The following is a 15,519-nucleotide window of genomic DNA, read 5'->3' on the forward strand; positions in this document are numbered from 1 at the left end:
CATGCGGATCATCGTCCTCGGCGCCACCGGCCTCATCGGCTCCGCCGTGCTGGCGCGGCTGGCGTCTGCGGGGCATGAAGTGGTCGGCCTTGCGCGGAACACCGAGACGGCGGCCCGCACCCTGCCCAAGGGACGCTTCGTGGCGCTCGACCTCGGCACCGCGACGCCCGAACAACTGGCCCGTGAACTGGACAGCGCCGACGCGGTGGTGAACGCTGCCGGCCTGCTTCAGGACGGGCCGGGCGAAAGCGTCGCGCGCGTGCATGTCTCAGGGATGGCGACGCTGATCGCGGCCTGCCACCTCGCCCGCGTGCGGCGCGTGGTCCACATCTCCGCCATTGGCGTCGACACAGGTGCGCCCTCCGACTTCTCCCGCACCAAGCAGCAGGGCGACGCGCTGCTGGCGGCGAGCGGGCTCGACCATGTCATCCTCCGCCCGTCCGTGGTGGTGGGCCGCAGGGCCTATGGCGGCAGCGCCCTGTTCCGCGGGCTCGCCGCCCTGCCCGTCTTTCCGCTGTTTCCGGACACCGCCGATCTTCAGATCGTGCAGCTCGACGATGTGGCGGAAGCCGTCGCTTTCTTCGTCGCGCCCGGGGCTCCGGCCGACGTGGAGATGGATCTTGCCGGGCCGGAACGGCTGTCCCTCGAAGCGGTGATCGCCACCTATCGCCGCTGGCTGGGCTTTGCTCCTGCGCGAACCGTCCGTGTCCCCGGCGGGATCGCCCGCGTCATGTACCGGCTCGGCGACGCGCTCGGTCGCCTGGGCTGGCGCCCGCCTCTGCGCAGCACGGTGGCGCGCGAGATCGCCCGCGGCGCCACCGGCGATCCCGGCCCGTGGATGGGGATGACCGGCATCCGCCCGCAATCCCTCGCCGACGCCCTCGCCGCCGAGCCGGCGGGCGTGCAGGAACGCTGGTTCGCGGCGCTGTACTTGCTGAAGCCGGCAATCTTCGTCCTGTTCGCCCTGTTCTGGATCGTGACCGGGCTCCTCTCCCTCGGCCCCGCCTATGATGCGGGCGTCGCGCTCCTGAAGGAGGGCGGCGCCGGCGCCCTCGCTGCTCCGCTCGCGATCGGCGGCGCTTTGGCGGACCTCGCCATCGGCCTCGGCATCGCCGTCCGGCGGACCACGCGGATGGCCCTGTGGGCGGCACTCGCCGTCTCGCTGCTGTATGTGGTCGCCGGCACGGCGCTCCTGCCGCGCCTGTGGCTCGATCCGCTCGGCCCGCTGGTGAAGATCGCACCCGTGGTGATGCTGAACCTCGTCGCCCTCGCCATCCTGAGGGACCGGTGATGGTCTATTTTGTCCTGAAGTTCCTGCATGTCATCGGCGCGACGGTGCTGCTCGGCACCGGGGCGGGCATCGCCTTCTTCATGGTGATGGCCCATGTCACCGGCAGCGCCGTGAAGGTGGCGGCGGTGGCGCGCATCGTGGTCCTCGCGGATTTCCTCTTCACCGCCACCGCCGTGGTGCTGCAACCGGTCACGGGTGCGCTGCTGGCGCAGACGGCAGGCTATCCGCTCACCGAGGGGTGGATCGTGCTGTCCATCGCGCTCTATCTCCTCACCGGCGCGTTCTGGCTGCCGGTGGTGGGAATGCAGATGCGCATGCGGAAGCTCGCAGAGGCAGCCGCCACGGCGGGCACGGCACTGCCAGCCGCCTATCATCGCCTGTTCTGGACCTGGTTCGCCTTCGGCTTCCCCGCCTTCGCGGCGGTGCTGGGCATCTTCTGGCTGATGATCGTGCGGCCGGACCTTCCGGCCTTCACCCTCGGCTGACTCGCCTCAGAAGTCCCCCGCCTCCTCCGGCGCGATCACCACCGCCATGCCGTCCAGCGCCGGCTCCAGCTTCAATTGGCAGGCGAGGCGGGAGGCGAGGGTGCGGTTCTGGCTGGTGGCGAGCATGCGGCTTTCGCCGGGGCTGATCGGGGGCGCCGTGACGCCCTCGGGCAAAGTGACGAAGACATGGCAGGTGGCGCAGGCGCAGCCGCCGCCGCACTGGGCGGCGAGTTCCTCGATGCCGGCCTTGCGGATGGCCTTCAGCAGCGTCGCGCCATCGCGCCCCGTCACCTCCTGGCGGGCGCCGCTGCGGGTTTCCACGGTGAAGCGCGCCAAGATTCAGCCCCCCGCCCAGACGTCCGAACGCCGCCTCACGGCAGGATGACGGACGCGAGGTCCGCCGCCGCCGGGTGCCTTCCGCTTTCGCCGCCATCGCGCGCGATCCGCACCGTGGCGAGGCCGGCGGAGGCGGCGGCGTCCAGCTCGTCCACATTGCCGGAGAGCACGAGGATCTGCGCCGGGGCGAGGCCGATCTCCTGGGCGATGGCCTTGTAGGCCTCCTCCTCCATTTTCTGGCCCATGCGGGTGTCGAAGAAGCCGTCCAGCAGGCGCTCCGCATCCGAGCCGGCGGAGGAGATCCAGAGCTTCTGAGCCAGTTCCGACGAGGAGGAGAAGGTGAAGAGCTTCAGCCCCTGCCCCTTCCAGGCGGCAAGGCTCGGCCCGGCATCGCCATGGACCTCCGCCCTGAAGGCGCCGGCCGCATAGCCCTCCTGCCAGATGCGGCCCTGGATGATCTTGAGCGGCGTCGGATTGCGGCCCTGTTTCATCCAGCGCAGCAACAGCGCTTCCGCCTCGCGGGGCTTGAGGGAGAAGCCGCCCATGAGGCGGCCGGCCTCGTCCAGCGCACCCTCGATCTCCTCGTCCTCCTCGCCGTGCTCGGCGATGAAGGCGCCGAGGCGCTCGCGGGCATGGGGCACCAGCGTCTCATCGAGGAAGGACTGGGGGCCGAGAACGCCCTCGATGTCCATCAGCACCGCCTCTATGGCCATGACACCGCCTCTGCCTTGCCCCCAGGGATGCGCCCGTGTCGGGAACGCGCCAATGCGGCCCTTCCCCGGCACGCCGATCGGGTTTGAAGGGAAGGCAAGCACCCGCCGTGCCAGCCGCCGGCTTTGGCGGCGGCGGCGGCCATGCTACCCTCCGGCTCTGCTTTCCCCTGATTGATGAGCGGTCCCTTGCCTGCCGGTTGCCGTTGCCTCCTTGCCGGGCTGATCGCCTGGACCCTGGCCCTCACCATCGCCGCTGCCGCGCCGGCGCAGGCGGCGGATGCTGCATTCACGCAATTCATCGCCTCCCTGTGGCCGGAGGCGCAGGCGGCGGGCGTGTCGCGCGCCACCTTCGAGCGGGAGACGGCCGGCCTCGAGCCCGACTACAAGCTGCCCGACCTCGCTTTGCCCGGCCGCCCCTCCACCGGTGCCGGCGGACAGGCCGAGTTCGTGCAGGTGCCGGCGGCCTATGTGAAGGGGGCCACCATCGCCCGCCTTGCCGCCGAGGGGCAGCGGCTGATGCAGAAATACAAGGCCCCCCTCGACCGCATCGAGGCCATGTTCGGCGTGCCCGCCCCCGTGGTGCTGGCCATCTGGGGCCGCGAGACCGATTTCGGCCGCTACACCTCACCCCACGACGCGCTGAAGGTGCTGGCGACGCAGGCCTATGCCGGCCGGCGCAAGGACCAGTACCGCACCGAGTTCATCCTCGCCCTGAAGATGCTGAACGACGGCGACGTGAGCCGGAAGGATTTCCGCGCCTCCTGGGCCGGCGCGACCGGCCTCACCCAGTTCCTGCCCTCGGACTATGTGAAGCACGGCGTCGATCTCGACGGCACCGGCCATGCCGACATCTGGCATTCGGTGCCGGACGCGCTCGCGTCCGCCGCCAAGCAGCTCGCCGACAAGGGATGGCAGCCGGGCGTGCGCTGGGCCTATGAGGTGCTGGCCCCGGTGAATGCCGACTGCACCATGGGCGTGCCGGAGGTGAAGCAGCCCATCAGCGAGTGGATCCGCGCCCGCTACGCCCCCGTCCGCCGCCTCTCCGCCACCGAGGTGGCGCAGCCCGCATCGCTGTTGCAGCCGGAGGGCACCTACGGCCCCTCCTTCCTCACCACGGCGAACTACTTCGTCATCAAGCAGTACAATTTCTCCGACCTCTACGTGCTGTTCGTCGGCCACCTCTCCGACCGCATGACGGACCCCTCGCCCTTCCGCACGCCGTGGTCGGCCTCCTCCCAGCTCAAGACGAAATCGGTGGAGGCCATGCAGAAGCACCTCGCGCGGCTGGGGCTCTATTCCGACAAGATCGACGGCAAGGCCGGGATGCAGACGCGCGCGGCGCTCGGCGCCTACCAGAAGTCCGCCGGGCTCAAGGTGGACTGCTGGCCGAGCGAGGCGGTGCTGAACGCCATGAATGCCGGGCGCTGAAGCTCAGGGGATCGCGCGATCCTCGTCCGGCCGGTGGAAGGCGAGGACGAGGACGACGGAGGAGAGCGCCAGCACCGCCATCAGGCCGAAGCCGTCGGCGAACGAGCCGCGCAGCGACAGCACGAAGCCGGTGATGACAGGGGCGACGAAGCCGGCCAGCGCGAAGCAGAAATCCATGATGCCCAAAGCGGTGGCCGCCTTCTCCGGCACGATGTCCACGTTCACCGCGAAATAGGCCGCGTTCGCCCCCATGGAGGCGGCGACCGCCAGCGAGATGCAGGCGATGGCCACCGGCAGGCTGGCGCTGAACGCCACCGGCACCACAGCGAGCGCCGCCACCAGTTGCGTGCCCGCGATGAGATAGGAGCGCGACACGCGCAGCCGGCCGGTCGTCTTCAAAAGGTGATCGGACCAGCGTCCCAGCGCCCAGAGCGCCACGGCGGCACACAGCCAGGGCAGCACGGTGAAGGCGCCCACGGCGGCAAGGTTCAGCCCGTAGGACTGCTGGAGATAGCTCGGCAGCCAGGCCATGAAGAAGAACAGGAAGTAGCCGAAGACAAAGAAGGCCCAGTAGTTCACCAGCAGCGTGCGGTTGGTGAGCAGCACCCGCACCTCGCTCATGCGCGGCCAGCGGCGGAGGGGCGCGGCCTCCGCCGTCTGGCCTTCGCGGATGAAGGCGAGTTCCTGTGCATTCACATGGCGCGACTGGGCCGGGTCGTCGCGGAACAGGACGTACCAGAGCGGCACCCAGACCAGCGAGAGCGCGAACAGCACGGCGAACGTGCCGCGCCAGCCGAGCGCCGCCAGAAGCTGCGTCACGATCGGCCCGCCGCAGGCGAGGGCCACCGGCACTGCCACCAGCGCATAGGAGAGCGCGCTCGCCTGCCGGGCCGGCGGCAGCCAGCGCTCCACAGCGCCGGTGACGGCGGAGAAGTTCGGCCCCTCGGCCATGCCCAGCAGCGTGCGCGCGAGATAGAGGGTGAGGAAGCCGGAGGCGAGGCCGGTGAGGCCGATGGACAGGCTCCACAGCACCGCCGCGATGCTCAGCACGATGCGCGCGCCGTAGCGATCCACCGCGAAGCCGCCGATGAGCGTCGTCACCGCATAGCCCAGCCCGAACGCGCCGAGGATGGTGCCGGCGGCGGCCTTGGAGAGGCCGAGCTGCTGCTCGATGGCCGGGATGGCATAGGAGATGGCGGCGCGGTCGATGTAGTTCACCACCGTGATGGCGAACAGCAGGAAGATCACCACCCTGTGGAACCGCGTCGCCGCCATGGATCGCCCCCTGCCCGTGCGCGGTGAGTCACCGGCCGGGAGCACCATGGGCAAGACAGGCGGTCTTAATCAAGAGCGATCCGCCACAACCGTCATCCCCCGGTTCATCCGGGGGATCCACGCCTCCGCGGGAACGGTGCCCGGCCTCCTGCACCCCGCGCGCGGCACCGTGGACGCCCCGGACAAGCCGGGGCATGCCGACAGTGAGTGCCCCTCACTCCGGCCCGTCGATGAGCGGATCGGGCCGCGCGAAGGCGGCGAGCGCCGCGCGGTCGGCGAGGGTGATGACGGCGCCCCGGCTCGTCACGCCGTGGGTCTTGAGCACGGCGAAGGCGCGGGAGAGATTTTCCGGCGTCATGCCCAGCAGCGAGGAGAGGACCCGTTTCTCGAACGGCAGAGTGATGCGCCCTGCGCCCTCCGCATCGGCGCGCTGGAGCAGCCAGTTGGCGAGGCGCTCCGCCCCGGTGCGCAATTTCTGGCCCTTCACCTCCTTCACCGCCCGGCGATAGCCGCGGGCCAGCTCGGTGACGACGGCACGGGTGAAGGCCGCGTCCGTGCCCATCGCATCGCGCACCTTCTCGGCCGGGATCATCAGCACCTGCGATTTCTGCAGGGTGCGGGCGGACTGGAGATAGATGCGCGCATTGAGCACCGCCGCGAGGATGAAGGTGCCCACCGGCTCCACGATGCTCATGGTGGTTTCGCGCTCGCCGAAGGTGGCGAAAAGCTCCACCTGCCCCTCCACCACCACATGGAGGAAGTCCGCCTCGTCATTCTCGTTGATCAGCGTCACCCCCGGCGGGAATCGCTGGAGAAACGCCGTGCGCACCAGCTCCGCGAAGGTCTCCTCGCGGGCGTCGGCGAACAGCGGCAGGCTTCGGATCACGGCGGCGTCGTCGGGCTTCATGCGCACCTCGTTTCGTCACCCCTACCATGCCATCGCCTTCGCCACTTGACAAATGTCAATTGCCGCGTCAAAGCTTGTAAAGTCGAGACAGTAATAAAGACATTTCGCGTCGGGTCATCCAATAAGTCTCCGCTGTTTTCTGATGACCGAAGTCTATTACTGATACAGATCAAAGAAGCCACGGCGCCCCCGCCGCAGGTTGCGACGCGCGGTCCAGCCGCGACTTTGCAACTGGCGGGTTGAAGCCATGCACACCCCTTTCGAGGCGAGCCAAAGCGACCAGCGGCGCGCCCTTTCCATGAGCACCCTCGCCTTCACCGTGTGTTTCGCGGTGTGGACGATCTTCTCCATCATCGGCATCCGCATCCGGCAGGATCTCGGCCTCTCGGACACCGAGTTCGGCCTCCTCATCGGCACGCCGATCCTCACCGGCTCGCTCATCCGCGTGGCGCTGGGCGTGTGGGCGGATGTGTATGGCGGGCGCGTCGTGTTCGCGCTGACCATGCTGGCGGCGGCAGTGGCCACCTTCCTCCTCACCTATGCCCACACCTACCCGCAGTTCCTGCTGGCGGCGCTGGGCGTCGGCATCGCCGGCGGCTCCTTCTCCGTGGGCGTCGCCTATGTCTCGCGCTGGTATCCGGCGGGCAAGCAGGGCACCGCGCTCGGTATCTTCGGCGCCGGCAATGTGGGCGCGGCGGTGACCAAGTTCCTGGCCCCCTTCGTGCTGGTCGCCTTCGGCTGGCAGATGGTGGCGCAGGTGTGGGCCGCCGCCCTCGTGGTGATGGCGGTGCTCTTCTTCGTCACCACCAAGGATGATCCGGTGCTGGTGGAGCGCCGCCACCTCGGCATCAAGCCGAAGAGCGCGTGGCTGGAGCTGGAGCCGCTGAAGAACGTCCAGGTGTGGCGCTTCTCGCTCTATTATTTCTTCGTCTTCGGCGCCTTCGTCGCGCTGGCGCTGTGGCTGCCCCAGTATCTGGTGAAGGTCTACGGCCTCGACATCAAGCAGGCGGGCATGATCGCCGCCGCCTTCTCCGTGCCGGCGAGCCTGTTCCGCGCCTATGGCGGGCATCTCTCCGACGTCTACGGCGCGCGGCGGGTGATGTACTGGACCTTCCTCGTCTCGGTGGCCGCCACCTTCGTGCTGTCCTATCCGCCCACGGACTATGTGGTGCGCGGCATCAACGGCCCCATCACCTTCCACATGGAAATGGGCGTCGCCGGCTTCACCGTCACGGTGTTCGTGCTCGGCTTCTTCATGGCCCTGGGCAAGGCCGCGGTCTACAAGCACATCCCGGTCTATTACCCCAACAATGTGGGCGCCGTGGGCGGCCTCGTGGGGATGATCGGCGGCCTCGGCGGCTTCGTGCTGCCGCTTGCCTTCGGCGTGCTCAACGATCTCACCGGCCTGTGGACCAGCTGCTTCATGCTGCTGTTCGTCATCGCGGTCGGGGCGCTGGCCTGGATGCACCTCGCCATCCGCCACATGGAAAAGGAAGCCTCCGCTCCCGCGCTGGCCAGCCTGCCCGAGCTGCCGGAAATGCAGGGCATGCCGACGCCAGCCCTGCCCGCCCGCAAGGCCGGCGCGGTGCTGACCGACTGGCGGCCCGAGGACAAGGCCTTCTGGGCCTCCACCGGCCGCGCCATCGCCCGGCGCAACCTTTGGCTCTCCATCCCGGCGCTGCTCTTGTCCTTCGCCATCTGGCAGGTGTGGTCGGTGGTGGTGGCGAAGCTGCCGCTGGTGGGCTTCAGGTTCACAACCGACCAGCTGTTCTGGCTCGCCGCGCTCCCCGGTCTCACGGGCGCGACGCTGCGCATCTTCTATTCCTTCATGGTGCCGATCTTCGGCGGGAGGCTCTGGACGACGCTCACCACCTGGTCGCTCATCATCCCCGCGCTCGGCATCGGCTATGCGGTGCAGAACCCGGACACGCCCTATGTGGTGCTGCTCATCCTCGCGCTGCTGTGCGGCTTCGGCGGCGGCAACTTCGCCTCCTCCATGGCCAACATCTCCTTCTTCTTCCCCAAGGCGGAGAAGGGCAACGCGCTGGCGCTGAATGCCGGCCTCGGCAACCTCGGGGTCAGCGTGGTGCAGTTCGTGGTGCCGCTGGTCATCACCATGGGCCTGTTCGGGAAGTTCGGCGGCGATCCGGCCATGGTGAAGGCGGCGGCGGGGCCGGCGCCCCTGTGGCTGCAGAATGCCGGCTTCGTCTTCGTGCCCTTCATCGTGCTCTCGGCCTTCGGCGCGTGGTTCGGCATGAACGACATCGCCGACGCCCGCGCCTCGTTCCGTGAGCAGTCGGTGATCTTCCAGCGCAAGCACAACTGGATCATGTGCTGGCTCTATACGGGGACGTTCGGCTCCTTCATCGGCTATTCCGCGGGCTTTCCCCTCCTCACCAACATCCTCTTCCCGGAGGTGAACGCGCTCTCCTACGCCTTCCTCGGCCCGCTGGTCGGCGCCCTCGCCCGCTCCGGCACGGGCTGGCTGGCGGACCGCTACGGCGGCGGACGGGTGACGCTGTTCGTCTTCGTGCTGATGATGGTGGGCGTCTCGGGCGTGCTGTGGGCCATCGGCATGCGCGCCGAGCCCTGGGCCTTCTCGGCCTTCTTCGCGGCCTTCCTGGTGCTGTTCTTCGCCACCGGCGTCGGCAACGCCTCCACCTTCCAGATGATCCCCGCGATCATGGCGAAGGAGATGGACCGCCTGATGCCCGCCGCCGATGCGGAGGCGCGCCGCAAGCAGGCGGAGAAGGAGGCGGCGGCCATCACCGGCTTCACCTCGGCGATTGCCGCCTTCGGGGCCTTCTTCATCCCCAAAGGCTACGGCACCTCCATCGCGCTGACGGGCGGGCCGGAGGCGGCGCTCTGGGCCTTCCTCGGCTTCTATGTGAGCTGCCTGGTCATCACCTGGGCTGTCTACACCCGCAAGGGCGGCCTCCTCCACGACATCGAGCGCGGGATCGCCCCGCGCGCCACTCCCCGTCCGGCTGCGGCCGCGTAGCACCAGCGGTTCGCGAGCCCGGCTCGCGAACCGCTGGTCAAGCCCGCGCGGCGCTTGAGCGAAAACACACGGAAGGCTCTACCCATGTCCCATTTCCTCGACCGGCTCACCTTCTTCCGCCGCGAGACCGAGCCCTTCGCCAACGGCCACGGCATCGTCACCCACGAGGATCGCTCGTGGGAGGACGGCTACAGGAAGCGCTGGCAGCACGACAAGATCGTGCGCTCCACCCACGGCGTGAACTGCACCGGCTCCTGCTCGTGGAAGATCTATGTGAAGGGCGGCATCGTCACCTGGGAAACCCAGCAGACGGACTATCCCCGCACCCGCCCGGACCTGCCGAACCATGAGCCCCGCGGCTGCGCCCGTGGCGCCTCCTACAGCTGGTATCTCTATTCCGGCGCGCGGGTGAAGCACCCCATGGTGCGCGGGCGCCTCCTCAAGCTCTGGCGCGAGGCGCGGGCGAAGCTGCCGCCGGTCGCCGCCTGGGCCTCCATCGTCGGCGATGCGGAAAAGCGCGCCTCCTACACCTCCATCCGTGGCCATGGCGGGCTCGTGCGCGCCAGCTGGGACGAGGTGAACGAGATCATCGCCGCCGCCAACGCCCACACCATCCGCACCCATGGCCCGGACCGGGTGGCGGGCTTCTCGCCCATCCCGGCCATGTCCATGGTGTCCTACGCGGCGGGGGCGCGCTATCTCTCGCTGCTCGGCGGCGTGTGCCTCTCCTTCTACGACTGGTATTGCGACCTGCCGCCGGCCTCTCCCCAGACCTGGGGCGAGCAGACCGACGTGCCGGAAAGCGCCGACTGGTACAATGCCGGCTTCATCATCGTGTGGGGCTCCAACGTGCCGCAGACGCGCACGCCGGACGCCCATTTCTACACCGAGGTGCGCTACAAGGGCACCAAGAGCGCGGTGGTGACGCCGGATTATGCCGAGGCCACCAAATTCGCCGACATCTGGCTGAACCCCAAGCAGGGCACCGACGCCGCGCTGGCCCTCGCCATGGGCCATGTGATCCTGCACGAATATCACCTTGACCGGCAGGTGCCCTACTTCGACGATTACCTGCGTCGTTACTCGGACATGCCTTTCCTCGTGCGGCTCGTGGAGCGCGACGGGCGTCTCGTGGCGGAGCGGATGCTGCGCGCATCGGACCTGCCCGGCGGCCTCGGCGAGACCAACAATCCCGAGTGGAAGACCGTCGCCTTCGATGAGGCGAGCGGCGATCTCGTCGCCCCCGTCGGCTCCATCGGCCACCGCTGGGGCGAGCAGGCGAAATGGAATCTGGAGGAGAAGGACGGCACCGGCCGCGCCCTGCGCCTGCGCCTCTCGCTGGAGGACCATGCGGACGAGATCGCGGCCGTGGACTTCCCCTATTTCGGCGGCCGCGCCACCGAGCATTTCGTCTCCACCGACCATGGCGAGGTGCTGACCCGCAACCTGCCCGTGCGCCTCGTGCAGGGCGCCGACGGCAGCGTGATGAAGGTCGCCACCGTCTACGATCTCATGATGGCCAATTACGGCCTCGACCGCGGCTTCGGCGGCGGCAACGTCGCCGTCTCCTATGACGAGGACGTGCCCTTCACCCCCGCCTGGGCAGAGCGCATCACCGGCGTGAAGCGCGATGCCATCATCACCGTGGCGCGCGAGTTCGCTACCAATGCGGAAAAGACCAACGGGCGCTCGATGATCATCATCGGCGCGGCCATGAACCACTGGTATCACATGGACATGAACTACCGGGGGGTCATCAACCTCCTGGTGTTCTGCGGCGCCATCGGCCAGTCCGGCGGCGGCTGGTCGCATTATGTGGGGCAGGAGAAACTGCGCCCGCAGACCGGCTGGCAGCCGCTGGCCTTCGGGCTCGACTGGTCGCGCCCGCCCCGGCACCAGAACGCCACCTCCTTCTGGTATGCCCACACGGACCAGTGGCGCTACGAGACGCTGACCGCCGGCGAAATCCTCTCCCCCACCGCGCCCAAGGGCGAGTGGGACAAGAGCTTCATCGACTACAACGTCCGCGCCGAGCGCATGGGCTGGCTGCCCTCCGCCCCGCAATTGAAGCAGAACCCCCTCGCCATCGCCGCCAAGGCCAAGGCCGCCGGCAAGGAGGTGAAGGACTATGTCGCCTCGGCGTTGAAGAGCGGCGAGCTGGAACTCTCCTGCCACGACCCGGACCACCCGGACAACTGGCCGCGCAACCTCTTCGTCTGGCGCTCGAACCTGCTGGGGTCCTCGGGCAAGGGGCACGAATACTTCCTCAAGCACCTGCTCGGCACCCAGCACGGCGTGATGGGCAAGGACCTCGGCAGCGAGGGCGCGGTGCGCAACACGGAAGTCGCGTGGCATGAGGAAGCGCCCACCGGCAAGCTCGATCTGCTGGTGACGCTGGACTTCCGCATGTCCACCACCTGCGTCTACTCGGACATCGTGCTGCCCACCGCCACCTGGTACGAGAAGAACGACCTGAATACTTCGGACATGCACCCCTTCATCCACCCGCTGTCCGCAGCCGTGGACCCGGCGTGGGAAGCGCGTTCCGACTGGGACATCTACAAGGGCCTCGCCCGCACCTTCTCGGCCGTGGCACCCGAAGTGCTGGGGGTGGAGGCCGACACGGTGCTCACCCCCATCCTCCACGACACGCCCGCCGAGATCGCGCAGGCGCTGGATGTGAAGGACTGGCGCAAGGGCGAGGTGGAGCCCATTCCCGGCAAGACCATGCCCAGCGTGACCGTGGTGGAGCGGGACTATCCCGCGACCTACGCCCGCTTCACCGCCCTCGGCCCGCTGATGGAGAAAATCGGCAACGGCGGCAAGGGCATCAGCTGGAAGACCGGGCATGAGGTGGAGGCCCTGCGCGCCCTCAACGGCACCCATCGCGACGGTCCGGCCAAAGGCCTCGCCAAGATCGAGACCGACATCGACGCCGCCGAGGTCATCCTCATGCTGGCGCCGGAGACCAATGGCGAGGTGGCGGTGAAGGCGTGGGAGGCCCTCTCCCAGAACACCGGCCGCGAGCACGCCCATCTGGCGCTGCCCAAGGAAGACGAGAAGATCCGCTTCCGCGATGTGCAGGCGCAGCCGCGCAAGATCATCTCCTCGCCCACCTGGTCGGGCATCGAGAGCGAGAAGGTTTGCTACAACGCCGGCTACACCAACGTCCACGAGCTGATCCCCTGGCGCACGCTGACCGGCCGCCAGCAGCTCTACCAGGACCATCTGTGGATGCGGGCCTTCGGCGAGGAGCTCGTCACCTGGAAGCCGCCGGTGGATCTGAAGACCATCCCCGGCCATCGCAATGCCAAGCCCAACGGCAATACCGAGATCGTGCTCAACTTCCTCACCCCGCACCAGAAGTGGGGCATCCACTCCACCTATACTGACAATCTGCTCATGCTCACGCTCAACCGGGGCGGGCCGGTGATCTGGATCAGCGAGGACGACGCCCGCGCGGCCGGCCTTGCCGACAATGACTGGGTGGAGGTGTTCAACGCCAACGGCGCGCTCACCGCCCGCGCCGTGGTCTCCCAGCGCGTCATGCCGGGCATGGCCATGATGTATCACGCGCAGGAGAAGATCATTAACACCCCCGGCTCGGAGATGACCGGCAAGCGCGGCGGCATCCATAATTCCGTGACGCGCACGGTGCTGAAGCCGACCCACATGATCGGCGGCTACGCCCAGCAATCCTATGGCTTCAACTATTACGGCACGGTCGGCGCCAACCGCGACGAGTTCGTGGTGGTGCGCAAGATGAACAAGGTCGATTGGCTCGAGGACGAGCTGCCGGCCGCTTCCGAAAAGGAGATGGCCCAATGAAGATCCGCGCCCAGATCGCCATGGTGCTGAACCTCGACAAGTGCATCGGGTGTCACACCTGCTCCGTCACCTGCAAGAACGTGTGGACCAGCCGCCAGGGCGTGGAATACGCCTGGTTCAACAATGTGGAGACCAAGCCCGGCGTCGGCTACCCCCGCGAGTGGGAGAACCAGAAGAAGTGGAACGGCGGCTGGCGCCGCAAGCAGAACGGCAAGATCGAGCCGCGCATCGGTGCGAAATGGCGGGTGCTCGCCAACATCTTCGCCAATCCGGATCTGCCGGAGATCGACGACTATTACGAGCCCTTCACCTTCGATTACGAGCACCTGCACACCGCCAAGGAATCGAAAGCCTTCCCCACCGCCCGCCCGCGCTCCCTCGTTTCCGGCGAGCGGATGGAGAAGATCGAGTGGGGGCCGAACTGGGAGGAGATCCTGGGCGGCGAGTTCGCCAAGCGGCGCAAGGATGTGAACTTCGAGGGTGTGCAGGCCGAGATCTACGGCCAGTTCGAAAACACCTTCATGATGTACCTGCCACGCCTGTGCGAGCACTGCCTGAACCCCACCTGCGCGGCCGCCTGCCCCTCCGGCGCCATCTACAAGCGCGAGGAGGACGGCATCGTCCTCATCGATCAGGACAAGTGCCGGGGCTGGCGCATGTGCGTGTCGGGCTGCCCCTACAAGAAGATCTACTACAACTGGTCTTCGGGAAAATCGGAGAAGTGCATCTTCTGCTATCCCCGCATCGAGGCGGGCCAGCCCACCGTGTGCTCGGAGACCTGCGTCGGGCGCATCCGCTATCTCGGCGTGCTGCTCTATGACGCCGACCGCATCGAGGAAGCGGCCAGCGTGAAGGACGAGAAGAAGCTCTACCAGGCCCAGCTCGACCTCTTCCTCGATCCGAAGGACCCCGCCGTCATCGCCCAGGCCCGCGCCGATGGCGTGCCCGATGCCTGGATCGAGGCGGCGAAGGTCTCGCCCATCTGGAAGATGGCCATGGAGTGGAAGGTCGCCTTCCCGCTCCATCCCGAATACCGCACCCTGCCCATGGTCTGGTACGTGCCGCCGCTCTCGCCCATCCAGTCCGCCGCCACCGCCGGCAAGATGGGCATGGATGGCGAGATGCCGGACGTGCGCTCCCTGCGCATCCCGCTGCGCTACCTCGCCAATCTCCTCACCGCCGGCAACGAGGAGCCGGTCGCCCTGGCGCTGGAACGCATGCTCGCCATGCGCGCCTACATGCGGGCGAAGACGGTGGACGGACGCATCGATGGCGGCATCGCCACCAAGGTCGGCCTCACCGGCGCGGACATCGAGGACATGTACCAGACCATGGCCATCGCCAATTACGAGGACCGCTTCGTCATCCCCACCGCCCATCGCGAGGCGGGGGAAGACCCGTTCGACCTGCGCGGCTCGTGCGGCTTCTCCTTCGGCAACGGCTGCTCGGGCGGGGACAGCGATGTGAACCTGTTCGGCAGCCCCACCCACACGCCCGGCCGGCGCACCAAGACACCGATGGAGGTGGAGTGATGGACGACAACCTCACCCTCAAGGCCCTCTCCCGCCTCCTCCTCTATCCCGAGGCGGCATTGCAGGATGCGGCGCCCCACCTCGCCGAGGCGCTCACCGAAGACGGCCAGCTCGATGCCCCCACCCGCCTCGGCCTCATGCCGCTGCTGCGCTCGCTGGCGGGCGAAGACCTCTACGACCTGCAAGAGGCTTATGTGAGCCTCTTCGACCGCACCCGGCGCCTGTCCCTGCACCTGTTCGAGCATGTGCATGGGGAAAGCCGCGACCGCGGGCAGGCCATGGTGGACCTCGCGGCGCTCTACGCGCAGGGCGGCCTCGCCATCGACGCCAACGAGCTGCCGGATTTTCTGCCCCTGTTCCTGGAGTTCCTCGCCACCCGTCCGGAGGCGGAGGCGCAGGGGCTGCTCGCCGACGTGGACCACATCCTCGCCACCCTGGAAGAGCGCCTTGGCGAGCGCGGCTCGCTCTATGCCGCCGTGCTCACCGCCGTGCGCCACCTTGCTGGTGCCGAAGCGGTGTTGGCGCCCACACAGGAGCCCGTGCCCCACACCGAAGACCTCGCTGCCCTCGACCTCAATGCGCTGGACAAGGAGTGGGAGGAGACCGCCGTCACCTTCGGCCCCGGCGATGCCGCCTCCTGCGGCGTCGATCGCTTCCGCACCCAGCTCCGCGCCGCCCAGCGCGATGTGCGCCACCCGGCGCCTCAACCTGCCGCCTGAAGGA

At 68.2% G+C, this 15,519-nt stretch carries 11 protein-coding genes; 7 read left to right on the top strand and 4 right to left on the bottom strand.

What is annotated here, in order from left to right; translation table 11 throughout:
- Position 1 precedes the first annotated feature (1 nt).
- Complete coding sequence (locus tag V5F74_RS15970; RefSeq protein ID WP_394009651.1) at positions 2 to 1,291, top strand: SDR family oxidoreductase; 1,290 nt, start codon at positions 2 to 4, stop codon at positions 1,289 to 1,291.
- Positions 1,291 to 1,776 carry a DUF2269 family protein gene (locus V5F74_RS15975; protein ID WP_394009140.1) on the top strand — a complete coding sequence of 162 codons (486 nt, stop codon included), beginning with the start codon at positions 1,291 to 1,293 and terminating at the stop codon, positions 1,774 to 1,776. The genes V5F74_RS15970 and V5F74_RS15975 overlap by 1 nt, the downstream gene beginning before the upstream one ends.
- A gap of 6 nt (positions 1,777 to 1,782) precedes the next feature.
- On the opposite strand, the gene V5F74_RS15980 is transcribed toward V5F74_RS15975, so the two are convergent.
- Together V5F74_RS15980 and mtnC are read right to left on the bottom strand one after the other, a co-directional pair.
- Complete coding sequence (locus V5F74_RS15980; protein ID WP_394009142.1) at positions 1,783 to 2,112, bottom strand: 2Fe-2S iron-sulfur cluster-binding protein; 330 nt, start codon at positions 2,110 to 2,112, stop codon at positions 1,783 to 1,785.
- Positions 2,113 to 2,147: 35 nt separating this feature from the next.
- Positions 2,148 to 2,825 (bottom strand): acireductone synthase, encoded by a 678-nt coding sequence (gene mtnC / locus V5F74_RS15985; RefSeq protein ID WP_394009144.1) that lies wholly within the window; start codon positions 2,823 to 2,825, stop codon positions 2,148 to 2,150.
- 174 nt (positions 2,826 to 2,999) lie between these two features.
- Between mtnC and V5F74_RS15990 the strand changes: the two genes are divergently transcribed.
- Positions 3,000 to 4,253, top strand: coding sequence for a lytic murein transglycosylase (locus V5F74_RS15990; protein ID WP_394009146.1), 1,254 nt, complete (start codon positions 3,000 to 3,002; stop codon positions 4,251 to 4,253).
- 3 nt (positions 4,254 to 4,256) lie between these two features.
- Here V5F74_RS15990 and V5F74_RS15995 read toward each other — a convergent pair whose 3' ends face one another.
- Complete coding sequence (locus V5F74_RS15995; RefSeq protein ID WP_029557187.1) at positions 4,257 to 5,528, bottom strand: MFS transporter; 1,272 nt, start codon at positions 5,526 to 5,528, stop codon at positions 4,257 to 4,259.
- A gap of 214 nt (positions 5,529 to 5,742) precedes the next feature.
- Positions 5,743 to 6,435, bottom strand: coding sequence for a helix-turn-helix domain-containing protein (locus tag V5F74_RS16000; RefSeq protein ID WP_394009148.1), 693 nt, complete (start codon positions 6,433 to 6,435; stop codon positions 5,743 to 5,745).
- 247 nt (positions 6,436 to 6,682) lie between these two features.
- On the opposite strand from V5F74_RS16000, the gene V5F74_RS16005 reads away from it, so the two are divergent.
- The 4 genes from V5F74_RS16005 (at position 6,683) to narJ (ending at position 15,515) form a co-directional block, all read left to right on the top strand.
- Positions 6,683 to 9,436 (top strand): nitrate/nitrite transporter, encoded by a 2,754-nt coding sequence (locus V5F74_RS16005; RefSeq protein ID WP_394009150.1) that lies wholly within the window; start codon positions 6,683 to 6,685, stop codon positions 9,434 to 9,436.
- Between the two features lie 84 nt (positions 9,437 to 9,520).
- The gene (locus V5F74_RS16010; protein ID WP_394009152.1) at positions 9,521 to 13,264 is read left to right on the top strand and encodes a nitrate reductase subunit alpha; all 3,744 of its coding nucleotides are present in this window, start codon (positions 9,521 to 9,523) and stop codon (positions 13,262 to 13,264) included.
- Entirely contained in the window at positions 13,261 to 14,796 is a 1,536-nt protein-coding gene (gene narH / locus V5F74_RS16015) for a nitrate reductase subunit beta (protein ID WP_394009154.1), read from the top strand. The genes V5F74_RS16010 and narH overlap by 4 nt, the downstream gene beginning before the upstream one ends.
- Complete coding sequence (gene narJ / locus V5F74_RS16020; RefSeq protein ID WP_394009156.1) at positions 14,796 to 15,515, top strand: nitrate reductase molybdenum cofactor assembly chaperone; 720 nt, start codon at positions 14,796 to 14,798, stop codon at positions 15,513 to 15,515. The genes narH and narJ overlap by 1 nt, the downstream gene beginning before the upstream one ends.
- The last annotated feature ends 4 nt before the right edge of the window (positions 15,516 to 15,519 follow it).

The sequence above is a fragment of the Xanthobacter aminoxidans genome, from assembly GCF_043193615.1.
Classification (GTDB): Bacteria; Pseudomonadota; Alphaproteobacteria; order Rhizobiales; family Xanthobacteraceae; genus Xanthobacter; species Xanthobacter aminoxidans.